This window comes from Streptomyces sp. NPDC016309, assembly GCF_043077235.1.
Lineage (GTDB): Bacteria > Actinomycetota > Actinomycetes > Streptomycetales > Streptomycetaceae > Streptomyces.
On sequence record NZ_JBIBSG010000005.1, the window covers coordinates 322681 to 337681 of the forward strand.

Genomic DNA, 15001 nt, shown 5'->3' on the forward strand with positions numbered 1-15001 from the left:
ACGTTATGAGGGGGACCCGGACATGACCGGCGCCGTTGTCACCATCGCCATCGTCCTGATCGTCGTCGGAGGCATCACGGCGGCGGTGGTCTCGCACTTCAGACTCCAGCGCCACCGCGCCGACGCGGTCGCCATGGCCGCGTACCGGCGGCTCGCCGAGGAGGCGGTCGCCCGGCAGGACGCGTTACAGGCCGAACTGGCCGAAGTCAAAGCCCGGTTGAGCTCGATCGACGACATGCTGCGGAGCATCGAGTGAGCCGGCTGCACCCCGGGCGGCTGCGCCCGCCGTCCTCCCTGGCCCGCACCCCGCTGTCGGCCGCCCCCTGGCTCGCCGCCGGCTACCTCGCCAGTTACGTCGTCACCGGCACCGCCCTGTTCGCCGTCGCGACGGCCGCCGTCCTCAGCGGCGTCGTCCTGAGCCAGCTCACGGTGACCGTGCCCCTGATCATCGGCACGGTGTGGGTCGTCAGGGCCTGCGCCCAGGTCGAGCGGGGCCGGGCGGCACTCGTCGACCGGCCGATCCCGTACCGCTACCACGAGGTCACCGAACCCGGACTGCCCGCCCACCTCAGGATCCGGTGCACCGACCCGGCGTTCGCCCGCGACTGCGCCTACCTCGTCCTCCTCTTCCCGCCCCTGCTGGTGCTGGACCTGTCCGCCCTGGCCGTCTGGCTGGTGGCGCTCGGCGGCCTCGTGCTGCCGCTCTGGTACCCCGCGGTGGACGCCCCCCGCGGCCCCTTCGGCGCGGACGGCCCGCTCGGCTGGGCCCACACGCTGCCCGGGTCACTGGCCGTCGCGCTCGCCGCCCTCGTCCTGCTGCCCTTCGCCGCCCGGCTCCTGGTGGGGGCCGCCCGGCTCCACCTCACCGTGGCCCGGGTGGTGCTCCGGCCGCCCGCCGACCCGCTGGCGCACGTCAAGAGCGTGCTCGACCGCCCGGGCCCGCTCTCCGTCGTGGCCGGCGGCCGGCCCACCCGCACTCCCACCGAACCGACCGACAAGAGGGAAGCCCATGAACCGCACACCGGACGGGCCGGCTGACGCCGTCGTCCACCTGGACTCCGTGTACAAGCTCTACGGCGGCGGCAAGAACAAGGTGGCCGCACTCGACGGAGTGAGCATCAGCCTGCGGCGCGGCAGCTTCACCGCGGTGATGGGCCCCTCCGGCTCCGGCAAGAGCACCTTCCTCCACTGCGCCGCCGGGCTCGACCGGCCCACGAGCGGCTCCGTCCGGCTGGACGGGGTGGAACTGTCCGGGCTCAAGGAGCGGGAGCTGACCAAACTCCGCCGCGAACGCGTCGGGTTCGTCTTCCAGGCGTTCAACCTGATGCCCGCGCTGAACGTACGGGAGAACGTCACCCTGCCCCTGCGGCTCGCCGGCCGCCGCCCCAAGTCCAGCGAGGTCGACGAGGTCATCGAGCGCGTCGGCCTCGCCTCCCGGCAGAAGCACCGGCCCGGTGAGCTCTCCGGCGGCCAGCAGCAGCGGGTGGCCATCGCCCGCGCGCTCGTCACCCGCCCCGCCGTGGTCTTCGGCGACGAACCGACCGGCGCCCTGGACACCCGTACCGCCCGGGAGGTCCTCGGCCTGCTGCGCGAAGCCGTCCAGTGGGCCGGGCAGACCATCGTCATGGTCACCCACGACCCGGTGGCCGCCGCCCACGCCGACCGCACCCTCTTCCTCGCCGACGGCCGGATCGTCGACGCGCTGGAGCGCCCGACCGCCGACATGGTCGCCGAGCGCATGACCACCCTCGGCGCCTGGGCCGACGAGCGCGCGGCACACGACGGACAGTACGGAGCGGCCCGGTGATCGGCCTCGCGCTGCGTTCCCTGAAGTTCCACAAGGGCGGCTTCGTCGCCTCGTTCGTCGCGCTGTTCTTCGGCGCCGCCATCGTGATCGCCTGCGGCGGCCTGCTGGAGACCGGATTACGCGGCCTCGCCGAGCCGCAGCGGCTCCGGGGCGCGCCCATCGTCCTCACCGGAGACCAGCGCTACCCCGAGTCCAACAAGGTCTTCCGCGAGCGGGTCCGGCTCGACGCCGCCGCCGTCGCCGAGGCCGCGGCCGTACCCGGCGTCGAGGCGGCCGTACCGGACGTCTCCCTCGCCGCCGTCGTCGTCCCCGCCGGCGGAAAGGGCGGCGTCCCCGCCACCGGCCACGGCTGGGAAGCCGCCCGGCTCGGACCGTACCGGCTGGTCGAGGGCGCCGCCCCGCGCGCCGCGGGCGAAGTCGCCCTGGACGCCCGGCTCGCCGCGCGGGCCGGGGCGAAGGCGGGCGACCGGGTCACCCTCGGTCTGCGCGGTACCACCGCCCCCTACCGGGTCACCGGTCTGCTGAGCGGACCGGGCGCCGCCGACACGCTCTTCCTCTCCACCCCCGACGCGGCCCGGCACGCCCCGCAGCCCGGCAGGATCGACTCCATCGGCATCCTCACCCGCCCCGGCGCCGACACCGCCCGGGTACGGGACGCGCTCGCCGACGCCTTCGCGGACGCCCCGGTCACCGTGCTCACCGGCGACGAGCGGGGCCGCGCCGAATTCCCCGAGGTCGTCACCAAGGGCAAGAACCTGGTGTCCATGGCGGCCGTGTTCGGCGGCCTGGCCGCCATGGTCACCGTGTTCGTGGTGGCCAGCACCCTCGGCCTGTCGCTCCAGCAGCGGCAGCGGCAGATGGCGCTGCTGCGCGCCATCGGCTCGACACCCGGACAGGTCCGGCGCATGGTGCTGGCCGAGACGTTCACCGTCGCCGTCGTCGCCACCGCGCTGGCCTGCGTCCCCGGACCGCGCCTGGGGGAGTGGCTGCTGGGCCGGTTCGCCGCCGCCGGGGTGGTGCCCGACGTGATGATCCACCGGACCGGCTGGATCCCGCAGGCCGCGGGCGCCGGCGCCGCGCTGCTCACCGCGCTCGGCGCCGCCTGGATCGCCGCCCGCGCCGCCGCCCGCACCCGCCCGACCGAGGCGCTGGCCGAGGCGTCCCTCCAGCGCCGCCGCCTCAACTGGATCCGGCTCCTGTTCGCCGTGCTGTGCCTGGCCGGCGGCACCACCCTCGCCTTCGTCACCATGAACGTCGACGGCGCCGTCGCGGGCAGCACCGCCACCCCCGCCGCGATGCTGTGGGCCGCCGGCTTCGGCCTCCTGGGCCCCACGCTCACCCGGGTCATGACGGCCCTGCTGCACTGGCCGCTGCGCGCCGTCTCCGGTTTCTCCGGGCAACTGGCCCTGCTCAACGCCAAGGCCGGCGCGGCCAGGCTCGCCGGAGCCGTCATGCCGGTCATGCTCGCCACCGGCATGGCCACCGCCCTGATCTACCTCCAGACCACGCAGAACCAGGGCGCCCAGCAGGCGTTCGAGGACAACCTCCGGGCCGACCTGGTGCTCACCGGCGCGGCCGGCGGCATGCCCGCCTCCCTGGTCGACGGCATCGGCCGGACTCCCGGTGTGGCGGCCGCCTCCGCCTACGTACCGAGCTCCGGCTTCCTCGACCCGTCCAAGGCCGAGATGGAGGCGTACGACGGAAAGGGCCGCAAGCCGAAGGGCGACCCCGTCCAGATCACCGGCGTCTCCGCCGCGGGCATCGCACGCACCACCGCGATCCGGGTGGTCGGCGGCAGCCTCGCCGACCTCGCCGGCGACACCGTCGCCCTGCCCGAATCCGCCGCCGACGGCCACCGCATCGGCGACCGGATCCCGATGCGCCTGGGCGACGGCACCAGGGTCGAACCCCGCCTGGTGGCGACGGTCGGCGACCGGCGCGGGTACGGCTCGGCGCTGATGCCCGCCGCCGTGGTCGCCGCGCACACCACCGGGGGCGTGGTGCCGCAGATCCTCGTCACGGCCGCCCCCGGCACCGACCCCGCCCGGCTGGCCGCCGCGCTCACCGGCCCGGACGCACCGGCCCCCGGGCTGCGCGCGGTCGACCGGGCGGACCTGGTCACCGCCTCGGCCGAGCAGAACGACACCCAGACCTGGGTCGCGTACCTGCTCGTCGGCATGGTCGTCGGGTACGCGGTCATCGCCCTGGTCAACTCGCTGGTCATGGCCACCGGCGAGCGGCGCCGGGAGTTCACCCTGCAACGGCTCGTCGGCGCCACCCGCGGCCAGGTCATGCGGATGATGACCGTGGAGGCACTGCTGACCGCGCTGGCCGGCCTCGGTCTCGGGCTGCTGGTCGCGGTCGCGACGCTGGTACCGCTCAGCCGGGCCGTGCTGGCCCGTTCCCTGCCCGCCGGACCGCCGTCGATCCTGCTCGCCGTCGTGGCCTCCGCGCTGGTCCTGACGGTCGGCACGACCCTGCTGACCGCCCGCATGGCGCTGCGCACCCGGCCGTCCGCCGCCATCGGCAGCCGCGACTGAACCGGCCGCCTGCCGGACCACCCCCGGCCACCTGGGTATTTCGCCCACCACTTAACAACGTGGTGGGCGATGCCTTTTCAAACTTAGTCTCACTGTTATGGCGTTGCAGCCCATCGGAAACAACCTCATCGTGGAATTGGAGTTTTTCGATGCTGAATAGAGTCGTGATCGTGGGCGGGGGTACGGCCGGCTGGATGACCGCGTCCTACCTGAAGGCGGCATTCGGGGACCGGGTCGACATCACCCTCGTCGAATCCGGAAAGGTCGGCACCATCGGCGTCGGTGAAGCCACGTTCAGCGACATCCGCCACTTCTTCGAGTTCCTCGGACTCAAGGAATCGGACTGGATGCCGGCGTGCAACGCCACGTACAAGCTCGCGGTCCGCTTCGAGAACTGGCGCAAGCCCGGCCACCACTTCTACCACCCGTTCGAGCAGATGCGGTCGGTCGACGGCTTCCCGCTGACGGACTGGTGGCTCAAGAACGGCCGCACCGACCGGTTCGACTCGGACTGCTTCGTGATGGCGAACATCTGTGACGCCGAGCGCAGCCCGCGCCACCTCGGCGGCGCCATGCTGTCGCAGCCGTACGGCGACAACTCCGACGAGCCCCAGGGCCTGACGATGTCGGAGCACCAGGGCAAGACGCAGTTCCCGTACGCCTACCACTTCGAGGCCGCGCTGCTGGCGAAGTACCTCACCGACTACACGGTCCAGCGCGGCGCGAAGCACATCGTCGACGACGTCAAGGACGTCAGGCTCGACGAGCGCGGCTGGATCAGCAGCGTCGTCACCGCCGAGCACGGCGAGCTGACCGGTGACCTGTTCATCGACTGCACCGGCTTCCGCGGCGTCCTGCTCAACAAGGCCCTGGAGGAGCCCTTCATCTCCTTCCAGAAGCATTTGCCCAACGACAGCGCGGTCGCCCTCCAGGTGCCCCAGGACATGGAGGCGCGGGGCATCCGCCCCTGCACCACCGCCACCGCGCAGGACGCCGGCTGGATCTGGACCATCCCGCTCTACGGCCGCATCGGCACCGGGTACGTGTACGCCAGTGACTACCTGTCCGCCGACGAGGCCGAGGCCACCCTGCGCAAGTTCGTCGGCCCGAGCGCCGCCGAGGCCGAGGCCAACCACATCAAGATGCGCATCGGCCGCAGCCGGCGCTCCTGGGTCAACAACTGCGTGGGCATCGGCCTGACCAGCGGCTTCGTCGAGCCGCTGGAGTCCACCGGCATCTTCTTCATCCACCACGCGGCCGAGCAGCTCGTCAAGAACTTCCCCGGCGCGGACTGGAACCCGGTCCACCGCGACAGCTACAACAGCGCCGTCGGCAACGTCCTGGACGGCGTCCGGGAGTTCCTCGCGCTGCACTACGCCGCCGCCGGGCGCAACGACACCCAGTACTGGAAGGACACCAAGACCCGCGAGCTGCCCGACGGGCTGGCCGAGCGGATCGAGCACTGGAAGTACCAGCTCCCGGACAGCGAGTCGGTCTTCCCGTACTACCACGGGCTGCCGCCGTACTCGTACCAGTGCATCCTGCTGGGCATGGGCGGCATCGAGCTCAAGCCGTCCCCCGCGCTCTCCCTCGCCGACGACAGCGCGGCGCAGCGCGAGTTCCAGGGGGTGCACGAGCGGGCGCAAGCCCTCATCGGCGAACTCCCCACGCAGTACGAGTACTTCACGCACATGCGCCGCTGACCCCGCAGGCGCCGCGGCGGCCGGACCGGCCGCCGCGGCGCCGCGTCCGCCGCCCCAGGGAGCGTCACCCCGTGACCGAGACCATTCCACTCAACGAACCCGCGCCGCCGGCCGCCCCGCAGCCGGCGGCCGTCGCCGACGGCCAGCGCGCCATGATGAGCGGCTTCCCCACCGGGGTCGCCGTCCTCACCACCGCCGACGACGACGGCACCCCGCGCGGGATGACCATCTCGTCCGTGTGCAGCGTCTCGCTGGACCCGCCCATGCTGCTGGTCTGCCTCCGGAGCGGCAGCCCCACCCTGCGCTCGGTGCTGACCACCGGCCGGTTCGCGGTGAACCTGCTCCACGGGGCCGCACGGCCGGTCGCCGAGCTCTTCGCGTCGGGCGCGCCCGACCGGTTCGACCGGGTGCGCTGGGAACACGACACCGCAGACCCGTACGCGGCCGGCCCGCACCTCTTCCACGACGCGCACGCCATCGCGGACTGCGTGGTCAGCGACGAGCACCGCAGCGGGGACCACCTGGTGGTCTTCGGCCGCGTCCTGCGCGTCACCCCCTTCCCGGACCGGCAGCCGCTGGTCTACGGCGGGCGGGAGTACCGGGTGTGGCCGGTCGGCGCGGCGGCCACGGCCCGGTGACGGCCCGGGCACGGCCCCGGACGCCGTCGTGGCGCCGGGACCCCGCGGCGCGGCCGGCGGCGCGGGACACGTCAGGCGGCCCCGCACACCGGGGCGGACGACGACGCCGGGGAGCCCGGGTGCGTGGGCACTCGGGCTCCCCGGCGTGGCCAGGCGGTGGGGGCCGGCGGCGGACACCGGCGGGCGGGTGCCCGGGACCGGGCGGGCGGCGCGCGGGCCGCGGGCGACCGGCCGACGGGCGGCGCGGGCGGTGGGTGCCGCGTGTGCGGTGGGAGGTGTGCGGGCGGCCGGTTGACCGCCGGTGGCCGGTGGGCGGCGGTGGGTCAGGCCACGGCCGCGGACGGGACGCGTCCCGCGCCGAGGGCCCTCGTGGGTACGGCCGTCCTGCCGTCCAGCAGGGCCATGCCGAGCGGGGTCACCGAATGCAGCACGGTGTTGCGCACCCGCCGGGTGGTGATCAGCCCCGACTCGCGCAGCACGGAGGCGTGCTGGCTGGCGCAGGGCGCGGAGACGCCGAGCCGGTCGGCGAGCTGGCTGGTGGTGCACGAGGCCCGCAGCTCCCGCAGCGCGGCCGCCCGGGTCTGGCCGACCAGCGCGGCCAGGGCCTGGGAGGGGACGGTGGTGTCGTCCCACAGGACGGCGGACTGTTCCGCGCTCGGCGGCGCGGCGAAGACCAGCACGGCCTGGCCGCGCTGCCCGTCACCCCGGAAGAGCCGGGCCGACCGCTGGGCGAGGAACACCGACGGGCTGAGCACCAGGCCCTTGCCGCCGAGCCGCACGTCGCCGTCCGGGCCGTCCTGGAGCTCCAGCACCTGGCCGTTCCAGACGGCCCGGCGGCCCAGGCCGGCCAGCAACTGCTCGACCCCGCCCGCCATCACCATCCGGCCGCGGGCGTCGCACTCGGCCTCGTAATGGGCCAGTACCCGGTTCCAGTACGGTGCCACCGCGTCCCGCCAGAAATCGGCGGGGGACAGGGCGGACACCGGCTGGCGGGCCGGTCTCCTGGCGCGCAGTTTCGTATAGACCTGGTGACGCCACCGCGCGTACACATGGTCGACGCCGCGGGAGAACAGGTCGCGGGCCAGTCCGCCCTCTATTTCCGGACCGGCGGTGGGCTGGAGTCGTATGCGGGCGAGATCGGCCGTCGTGAAATGAATTCTCTGCATGAATTCCCCCGTGTTGTGCCCGGCAAAGGCGTGTTCAGCGCGCGTGACCGGTGAGCCGGGCGAAGGCGTCGTCGAGCGTGGGCCGGCGGACGGCGAAGTCCACGACGGTCACGCCCGCCTTTTCCAGCGCCGTCGCGGCGGCGGCGATACTGCCCATTCCCTCCCCGAGCGGCAGGGTGATGACGCCCTCGTCGCGGTCCACCGCGAGGTCCTCGGGCGTACCGGTCCGCAGCGCCTCGACGGCGTCGGCGACCGTGTCCCGCTCCGCCACCCTGACCTCCAGCCGGTCCGGCCCCACCGAGCGCTTCAGCTCGTCCGGGGTCCCCTCGGCGATGACCCGCCCGGCGTCGACGACGGCGATGCGGTCGGCGAGGAAGTCGGCCTCCTCCAGGTACTGGGTGGTGAGCAGCACGGTCACGCCGTCGGCCACCAGGTCGCGCACGGCGTCCCACAGGGACATCCGGCTCACCGGGTCGAGTCCCGTGGTGGGTTCGTCGAGGAAGAGCACCGAGGGCGAGGCGACCAGGCAGGCCGCCAGGTCCAGCCGGCGGCGCATACCGCCGGAGTACGTCCGGACGGGCCGGTCGCCGGCGGCGTCCAGGCCGAACCGGTCCAGCAGCCGCTCGGCGCGGTCGCGGGCGCCGCGCCGGCCGAGGTGCAGCAGCGCACCGATGAGGGTGAGGTTCTCGCGGCCGGTGAGCAGCCCGTCCACGGCCGCGTACTGGCCGGCCAGGCCGATCCGGCGGCGGACCTCCGCGGGCCGGCGGACCACGTCGAATCCGGCCACCTCGGCATGGCCGCCGTCGGGCGCGAGCAGGGTGCTCAGCACCCGTACGGTGGTCGTCTTGCCCGCGCCGTTCGGGCCGAGCAGCCCGAGGACCGTGCCGGCCCGCACGGTGAGGTCGACGCCGGCGAGGGCCTGGTGGTCCTTGAAGCGCTTGCGCAGGCCCTCGGCCCGTATCGCGGTCTCCACGTCTGCCCGCACCCGCGCGGCCGGGTCAGGCACCGAGGCCGGCGGCGGGCTCGCGGACGCTCCTGGGCCGCATGTCGGTCCAGTGCTCCTCCACGTGCGCCAGGGCCGCATCCCGGGTGCTCTCGCCCAGCGACACCGTCCATCCGTCGGGCACGGCGGCGAAGGCGGGCCACAGGCTGTGCTGGCCCTCGTCGTTGACGAGTACGAGGAACGTGCCGTCCTGGTCGTCGAAGGGGTTCGTCACGTCGCGCTCTCCGAATCGGTGGGGTTCGAGGAAGGGCCCGGGCGGGCCCCGGTACGACCATCGTGCCGGGGCCCGCTGACACGGCACTGACCGTGTCCTGAGACCGCGCGTCAGGCCGGGGCGGCCGCCCGGCGGGACTCCACGAACCGCACGACGTGGTCCACCGTGCGGAAGTTCTCGATGTCGAGGTCCGAGGGGTGGACCGTGATGCCGAAGGTCCGCTCGACCCACATCACGAGCTGCACGGCGAACAGCGAGCTGACGCTGCCGGTCGCGAAGATGTCGTGGTCGTCGACGAGTTCGGTGTCCCGCACGTGCTCGCCGATGAAGGCGCGCACGGTGGTGAGGATGTCGTCAGTCATCAGGCACCTGCCCTGTTCCCGGTGTTGACCGGCTCGTACGAGTAGAAACCGCGGCCGCTCTTGCGGCCGTGGCAGCCCGCGGCGACCAGCTTGCGCAGCAGCGGCGCGGGGGCGAACTTGGGGTCGTTGAAGTTGTCCAGAAGGACTTCCAGCGAGTACATGACGGTGTCCAGGCCGATCAGGTCCGCGGTCTCCAGCGGGCCCATCTGGTGACCGAGGCACTGCCGGAACAGCCGGTCGATGTCGCCGGCCTCGGCCACGTTGTCCTGGAGCAGCAGGATCGCCTCGTTGACGCTGAGCATGGCGACCCGGTTGGTGACGAAGCCCGAGGAGTCCTCGACCACGACGATGTCCTGCCCGATGGCACGGAACAGCCCGCGGGTGCGCTCGATCGTCTCCGGGGAGGTGTGGAAGCCCCGGATCACCTCGACGAGCTTCTTCAGCGGCACCGGGTTCATCAGGTGGGTGCCGACCACCCGGTCCGCGCGGCCGGTGACCGACGCCATCCGGGTGATGGGGATGGCGGAGGTGTTCACCCCGAACACGCAGTGCTCGGGCGCCACCGCGTCCATCTCCCGGTACAGCGCCTCCTTGATGTCCCAGTTCTCCGTCACGTTCTCCACGACGAAGTCCGCGTCGGCGAGCCCGTCGAGACCGGTGCGGAAGTCGATCCGGGAGAGCACCTCGTCGGGCGTGCTCTTCCCCAGCTCGCGGTTGATCAGGGCGTACAGCCGGGCGTTCTCCGCTATCAGGCCGCGGGCCCGGTCCAGGGCGGCGTCCGTGGTGTCCACGAGCACCACCGACAGTCCCGCCGCCGCGAAGGCGTGGGCGCCGCCGATGCCCATGGTGCCGGCGCCGAGGACGGCCACGCGCCGGATCTGGCTGGTTTCAGTCATCGCTATTCCTTGCCCGGTTGTGGTGTGGTGCGGCACCGCTCGGCAAGCGGGGCCGGCCAGTCGGCGACGTCCCAGCCGTACTGGCAGAGCACGGCGTACGTGAACCGCTCCAGCCCGAAGCCGACGCAGGCGGAGTGCACCGTCGTGCCGTCGGGTCCCTTGATGCCGAAGGCGTCGCCGAAGTGCTTCTCGTGCAGGTTGAACGAGCCGACCGAGATGCTGTCCCCGGGGCCCACGTCCAGGTGGAGCTCGTGCTTGAGCTCCAGCAGCCGCTGCGAGGACACCTGCGCCGCGGTCGCCGCCCCGGCGAAGAACGGGTCGCTCGCCACCTCGCACCGGCCGGCCAGGTCGAGCTCCTCGACCAGCTCGGTGGCGCGCCGGCGGAACCGGTCGCGGGCCTCGCGGACGAACTCGGCCGTGCCCAGGAAGACCGTCTCCCGGATGGTGAAGTCCGACAGCCGCTCCAGGGTGCGGTGGTAGCGGGCCTCGTGCCGGAAGGAGCCGCCCCGGGCGGTCACCACCGTGTTCTCCCGGGGCAGCGTGCCCCCGGCGAACTGGTCGAAGGTGTGGTAGCACATCGTGGGCGGGAGGCAGCGGTCCACCGGCGCGCAGCGGTGCAGCACCCGGTCGCCGATGGTGTCCCGCGCCCCGACCTCCTCCGCGAAGGCCCGGTAGGTGTCGACGTCGCCGTCGAGCCGGGCGGCGAACATCATGTGCTGCGGGAAGGACGAGAGGTAACCGCTGCGGTGCAGCGCGGTGACCGGCAGCAGCGTCGGATAGCGGTACTCGCGGGCCCCGAACTCCTCGTGCACCAGGGCGCGCAGCAGGCCGTCCAGCGCCTCCAGCGCGTCCAGCGCCGGGGAGCCGAGCGCCACCTGGCCGGGCCCGATCTCGTGCACCACGCCGTCCGCCAGCAGCCCGGCGAAGGCGTCGGCGCGCGGGGTGCGGGCCGAGGCGGAGCGCCACAGCACCTTGGGCGGGGTGGCCAGTTGGGGGCGCACCTCCGTGTCGACGACGTGCCGCAGCTTCTTGCCGAGCGCCTCGGCGTCGGCCGGAGCGTCGGTGGTCACCTCGACGGCGGCGACCGCGTCGCCGTCGCCGGGGACCAGCCGGAAGCCGGTGATGGCCTCGGACAGGTAGTAGACGCGCCGGTTCAGCTCGTCGCGGTGGGCCCCCGAGACCGGTTCGTCGAGGGTGAGTCGGTAGGAGTGCATGTCGGCCTCTCGTCCCTACGCGGCGGTCGGCAGGCCCATGAGGCCGGCGATGATGGACCGCTGGATGTCGGAGGTGCCGCCGTAGATCGTGCCCGCGAGCACGTCCCGCACCTCCCGCTCGATGCCGAGCTCCTCGGTGTAGCCGCGGGCGCCGTGGATCTGCATGGCGTCCAGCGCGGTGGTCTTCAGCGCCTCGCTGACGTACAGCTTCAGCATCGAGGCCTCCTGCATCGCCAGCCGGCCCTCGGCGCGCAGCCAGCCCACCTTGTAGAGCATCAGCCGGGCCAGCTCCAGCCGGACCCGCATGTCGGCGATCCGGTGCGACACGGACTGGAACGCGCCGATCGGCCGGCCGAACTGGCGGCGTCCCGCGGCGTACGCGACACAGCGGTCGGTGAGGCGGCTCATCACGCCGACCTGGCTGGCGAACATGAAGCCGCGTTCCCACTCCATGGTGGAGGTGAACAACTGGTAGCCCGCGCCCTCGGCGCCCAGCCGCTGGTCCTCGCCGACCACGCAGCCGTCGAAGGTGATCTCGCCCATCAGGGTGCCGCGCAGGCCCGCCTTGGGGATGTCCCGGGCGGTCAGCCCCGGGGTGGTGGCGGGCACGACGAAGGCGGACAGGGAACGCTGCGGGGCGACGTCGTCCCCGCCGGTGCGGGCGAACACCACGAACAGGTCGGCGCGGGGGCCGTTGCTGATGAACTTCTTCGTCCCGGTCAGCACGTAGCCGTCACCGTCGCGGACCGCCGTGGTGGTCAGCGAGAGCATGTCGGAGCCGGTCTCCGGCTCGGACAGGGCGTGCGCGCCGACCAGCGACCCGTCGCAGAGGGCCGGCAGCCAGCGGCGGCGCTGCTCCTCGGTGCCGTGGTCGGCGATGTAGACGGCGCACGCGAAGAGGTGGTTGTTGATCGCGAAGACCAGGCCGTTGTCGACACAGCCCTCGCCGAGCGCCTCGTAGGCCATGATCGCGGTGAGCGGGTCGAGGCCGCCGCCGCCGTACTCCTTCGCGATCGGCCAGCCGAGGACGCCGAAGTCGGCGCACGCCTTCCAGCCGCTCTCGTCGAAGGTGGCGTTGCGGTCGTGCTCCGCCACCTGGGCGCCCAGGGTGTCGCGGGCGAACCGGACGACCCGCTCGCGCAGCGCCCGTTGGTCCGGCGTGGGTGCGAAATCCATCAGTCTTCTCCGTGGTCGTGGGGCGCGGTCCGGGGCGGTGCGGGGCTCATACCTCCCACAACGTCACCGCCCAGGCGGCCACCGGGCTGTTGTTGAGCACGAGCACCAGGTCGCCCTCGTCCAGCTCGCCGCTCGCCAGCAGGGCGTCGAGGTTCAGCACCACGTCGGCTGGCCCCAGGTGGCCGTGCGCGGTGAGGTGCTCGCCGCAGACGGGGTGGATCGGCAGGCCGATCAGGGTGGTGTAGAAGTCGAAGGCGGCGGCGGTGACGTTCTGCATCAGCGTGGCCCTGACCCGGTCCCGGCCCACCCCGGCGTCGGCCAGGACCTGCTCCACCATCGCGCCGAGCCTGCGGGAGCTGAGCGTGGCGAGCTGGAAGCGGTAGCGCGACGGGTCCTGGCACACCTCGCGCCACTCGTACCAGGGCGTCTCCTTGTAGTCCACGCGGAACAGGTCGTGGAAGGAGCCGTCGGCCTGCTGGCGGTGGGCCCGCAGCACCGGCCGGCCGCCGCGGACCATGGTCATGGCGTACGCCCCGTCGCCGACGACCGTCACCGGGGGGCGGATCCGGTCGACGCCCGTGGGCCTGCTGGCGTGCGCGATGACGACCTGCTCGCGGCCCGGGTCGGCCAGCAGCAGGTCCCGTGCCAGGGCCCAGGCGGTACTGGAGCCGGTGCAGCCCAGCCCCTCGACGGTGAACGGGAACGCCGCACCGAGCTTCGCCTCGCTCTGCACCCGGCCCACGTCCGACCCCAGCAGCACGTCCGGTGCCCGCGGCGCCACCAGCAGCAGGGTGTCCGGCTCGCCGGGGTGCTCCTCGTACAACTCCCGGCAGGCCCGGGCGGCGAGCGGCGCCTGCTCGGTCTCCTCGAACACCCCGACGGTCCGCACCCCGCTGGTCCGCGCGAAGTCCGCCGAGGCGGAGTCCAGCATCGCGAACTCGGGGAGGTCCTCCACCGCCACCCGGGTGTCGGGCAGCACGCAGTGGATGGCGCCGATGCCGATGTCCGTACCGCCGCTCATACGGCGCTCCCCTCCGGTGCCCGCTCGGCCGTCAGGGCGACCGGCAGTCCGCTGTAGCCGTTGACGAAGTTGGAGAACAGCCGCTGGGGCGGACCCGCCAGCCGGACACCGGCCACCCGGGTGCGCAGCGCCTCCAGCATCGCGTTCACATGGACGCGGCCGAGGAAGGCACCCAGGCAGAAGTGCGGGCCGTGCCCGAAGGCCACGTGCTTGTTCGGGGTCCGCGCCAGGTCGAAGACGAACGGGTCGGGGAACACCGACTCGTCGAAGTTGGCCGAGCTGTTCCAGAGGCTGACCACGTCGCCCGCCTCGATGATCCGGTCGCGCAGCGGTACGTCCACCAGGGCGCGGCGCCCGAAGTGCATGGCGGGGGTGGTCCAGCGCAGCACCTCCTCGGTGGCGCTGTCCACGCCCACCGCGCCCGACTTCAGCGCCTCCCACTGTGCGGGGTGTTCCGCCAGGGCGATCAGCCCGCCGGCCGACGACATCCGGCTGGACTCGTCACCGCCCAGGATCAGGCTGTAGCAGTTGAAGACGATCTCGTCCTCGCTCAGCGGCTCGCCGTCGACGGTGGCCGTCGCCAGCGCGCTGATCACGTCGTCGCCCGGGTGCCGGCGGCGGCGGGCGGCGAGGTCGGAGAAGTACAGCAGGATCTCGTTGCGGGCCAGCAGCTCCTCCATCTCGCTGTCGTCGGCGCTGTGCCGGGAGAGCGTCTGGGTGTTCCAGGCCACGAGCTGCTCGCGGTCCTCCTGGGGCACGTCCATGAGGTCGCCGATGGTGTTGATGGGGATGTGGTCGGCCACATCCGTGACGAAGTCCAGATCGCCCCGCTCGACGGCCTCGGCGACCAGTTCCCCGGTGCGCCGGTGCACGCCCGCCACCACGGGCTCCAGCACCCGGGGCGAGAAGGACTTCAGCATCAGGTTGCGGATCTCGCGGTGCCGGGCGCCGTCGGTGACGGCGAGCATCTTCCGCGAGGCGGAGTCCTCCCCCTGGAGCAGGGTCGCCAGGACGTTGCCCCGCTCGGAGGTGAACCGCTTGTTGTCGCGGTAGAGCGTCACCACGTCCTCGTAGGTGGAGATCACCCAGAAGCCGGGGCCGCGTTCGGTGGGCCGGTGCCGGAAGACCGGCCGCTCGGTGCGGAACCTGCGCCACATGTCCGGCAGGTCCACGTCCAGGAAGGTCTGCGGGTCGGTGAGGTCCACCGAGTCCAGGTCGTCCACGGTCCGCTGTGGTCGGGGGGTCATGTGCGGTCTCTCTC

Annotated in this window: 15 protein-coding genes; 6 read left to right on the forward strand and 9 right to left on the reverse strand. The window is 73.0% G+C overall.

Translation table 11 applies throughout. The features are described 5' to 3' along the window. Positions 1–22 precede the first annotated feature (22 nt). The 6 genes from ACF068_RS15105 (at position 23) to ACF068_RS15130 (ending at position 6688) form a co-directional block, all read left to right on the forward strand. The gene (locus ACF068_RS15105) at positions 23–256 is read left to right on the forward strand and encodes a hypothetical protein (protein ID WP_392274674.1); all 234 of its coding nucleotides are present in this window, start codon (positions 23–25) and stop codon (positions 254–256) included. Continuing rightward, entirely contained in the window at positions 253–1038 is a 786-nt protein-coding gene (locus tag ACF068_RS15110) for a sensor domain-containing protein (RefSeq protein WP_392274675.1), read from the forward strand. The genes ACF068_RS15105 and ACF068_RS15110 overlap by 4 nt, the downstream gene beginning before the upstream one ends. Further along, positions 1010–1807 (forward strand): ABC transporter ATP-binding protein, encoded by a 798-nt coding sequence (locus ACF068_RS15115; protein WP_392274676.1) that lies wholly within the window; start codon positions 1010–1012, stop codon positions 1805–1807. The genes ACF068_RS15110 and ACF068_RS15115 overlap by 29 nt, the downstream gene beginning before the upstream one ends. Beyond that, the gene (locus ACF068_RS15120) at positions 1804–4347 is read left to right on the forward strand and encodes an ABC transporter permease (RefSeq protein WP_392274677.1); all 2544 of its coding nucleotides are present in this window, start codon (positions 1804–1806) and stop codon (positions 4345–4347) included. The genes ACF068_RS15115 and ACF068_RS15120 overlap by 4 nt, the downstream gene beginning before the upstream one ends. A gap of 149 nt (positions 4348–4496) precedes the next feature. Continuing rightward, positions 4497–6050, forward strand: a complete 1554-nt coding sequence (locus ACF068_RS15125; RefSeq protein ID WP_392274678.1) for a tryptophan halogenase family protein — start codon at positions 4497–4499, stop codon at positions 6048–6050. 71 nt (positions 6051–6121) lie between these two features. Next, the gene (locus tag ACF068_RS15130; RefSeq protein ID WP_392274679.1) at positions 6122–6688 is read left to right on the forward strand and encodes a flavin reductase family protein; all 567 of its coding nucleotides are present in this window, start codon (positions 6122–6124) and stop codon (positions 6686–6688) included. 323 nt (positions 6689–7011) lie between these two features. Here the strand turns inward: ACF068_RS15130 and ACF068_RS15135 are convergent, their stop codons facing one another. The 9 genes from ACF068_RS15135 to ACF068_RS15175 all read right to left on the reverse strand — a co-directional run bounded on the left by ACF068_RS15135 (position 7012) and on the right by ACF068_RS15175 (position 14987). Next, positions 7012–7854 (reverse strand): ArsR/SmtB family transcription factor, encoded by an 843-nt coding sequence (locus tag ACF068_RS15135; protein WP_392274680.1) that lies wholly within the window; start codon positions 7852–7854, stop codon positions 7012–7014. Positions 7855–7888: 34 nt separating this feature from the next. Further along, positions 7889–8827 (reverse strand): ATP-binding cassette domain-containing protein, encoded by a 939-nt coding sequence (locus ACF068_RS15140; RefSeq protein WP_392274681.1) that lies wholly within the window; start codon positions 8825–8827, stop codon positions 7889–7891. A gap of 25 nt (positions 8828–8852) precedes the next feature. Continuing rightward, complete coding sequence (locus ACF068_RS15145; protein WP_392274682.1) at positions 8853–9071, reverse strand: MbtH family protein; 219 nt, start codon at positions 9069–9071, stop codon at positions 8853–8855. 110 nt (positions 9072–9181) lie between these two features. Beyond that, positions 9182–9433 carry an acyl carrier protein gene (locus tag ACF068_RS15150; RefSeq protein ID WP_392274683.1) on the reverse strand — a complete coding sequence of 84 codons (252 nt, stop codon included), beginning with the start codon at positions 9431–9433 and terminating at the stop codon, positions 9182–9184. After that, positions 9433–10329 carry a 3-hydroxyacyl-CoA dehydrogenase family protein gene (locus tag ACF068_RS15155; RefSeq protein WP_392274684.1) on the reverse strand — a complete coding sequence of 299 codons (897 nt, stop codon included), beginning with the start codon at positions 10327–10329 and terminating at the stop codon, positions 9433–9435. Before ACF068_RS15155 ends, ACF068_RS15150 begins: the two co-directional genes overlap by 1 nt. Before the next feature lie 2 nt (positions 10330–10331). Beyond that, positions 10332–11543, reverse strand: coding sequence for a hypothetical protein (locus ACF068_RS15160; protein WP_392274685.1), 1212 nt, complete (start codon positions 11541–11543; stop codon positions 10332–10334). Between the two features lie 15 nt (positions 11544–11558). Beyond that, complete coding sequence (locus ACF068_RS15165) at positions 11559–12719, reverse strand: acyl-CoA dehydrogenase family protein (RefSeq protein ID WP_392274686.1); 1161 nt, start codon at positions 12717–12719, stop codon at positions 11559–11561. A gap of 46 nt (positions 12720–12765) precedes the next feature. Then, positions 12766–13740, reverse strand: coding sequence for a 3-oxoacyl-ACP synthase (locus tag ACF068_RS15170; protein WP_392274687.1), 975 nt, complete (start codon positions 13738–13740; stop codon positions 12766–12768). Next, entirely contained in the window at positions 13737–14987 is a 1251-nt protein-coding gene (locus ACF068_RS15175; RefSeq protein WP_392274688.1) for a cytochrome P450, read from the reverse strand. The genes ACF068_RS15170 and ACF068_RS15175 overlap by 4 nt, the downstream gene beginning before the upstream one ends. Positions 14988–15001 lie beyond the last annotated feature (14 nt).

What these genes read in the sequence shown, in the direction of transcription:
- ACF068_RS15105 (WP_392274674.1), top strand. Translation starts at nt 23, where the DNA reads ATGACCGGCGCCGTTGTCACCATCGCCATCGTCCTGATCGTCGTCGGA.
- ACF068_RS15160 (WP_392274685.1), bottom strand. Translation starts at nt 11,543, where the DNA reads ATGCACTCCTACCGACTCACCCTCGACGAACCGGTCTCGGGGGCCCAC.
- ACF068_RS15175 (WP_392274688.1), bottom strand. Translation starts at nt 14,987, where the DNA reads ATGACCCCCCGACCACAGCGGACCGTGGACGACCTGGACTCGGTGGAC.
- ACF068_RS15150 (WP_392274683.1), bottom strand. Translation starts at nt 9,433, where the DNA reads ATGACTGACGACATCCTCACCACCGTGCGCGCCTTCATCGGCGAGCAC.
- ACF068_RS15155 (WP_392274684.1), bottom strand. Translation starts at nt 10,329, where the DNA reads ATGACTGAAACCAGCCAGATCCGGCGCGTGGCCGTCCTCGGCGCCGGC.
- ACF068_RS15125 (WP_392274678.1), top strand. Translation starts at nt 4,497, where the DNA reads ATGCTGAATAGAGTCGTGATCGTGGGCGGGGGTACGGCCGGCTGGATG.
- ACF068_RS15165 (WP_392274686.1), bottom strand. Translation starts at nt 12,719, where the DNA reads ATGGATTTCGCACCCACGCCGGACCAACGGGCGCTGCGCGAGCGGGTC.
- ACF068_RS15115 (WP_392274676.1), top strand. Translation starts at nt 1,010, where the DNA reads ATGAACCGCACACCGGACGGGCCGGCTGACGCCGTCGTCCACCTGGAC.
- ACF068_RS15135 (WP_392274680.1), bottom strand. Translation starts at nt 7,854, where the DNA reads ATGCAGAGAATTCATTTCACGACGGCCGATCTCGCCCGCATACGACTC.
- ACF068_RS15170 (WP_392274687.1), bottom strand. Translation starts at nt 13,740, where the DNA reads ATGAGCGGCGGTACGGACATCGGCATCGGCGCCATCCACTGCGTGCTG.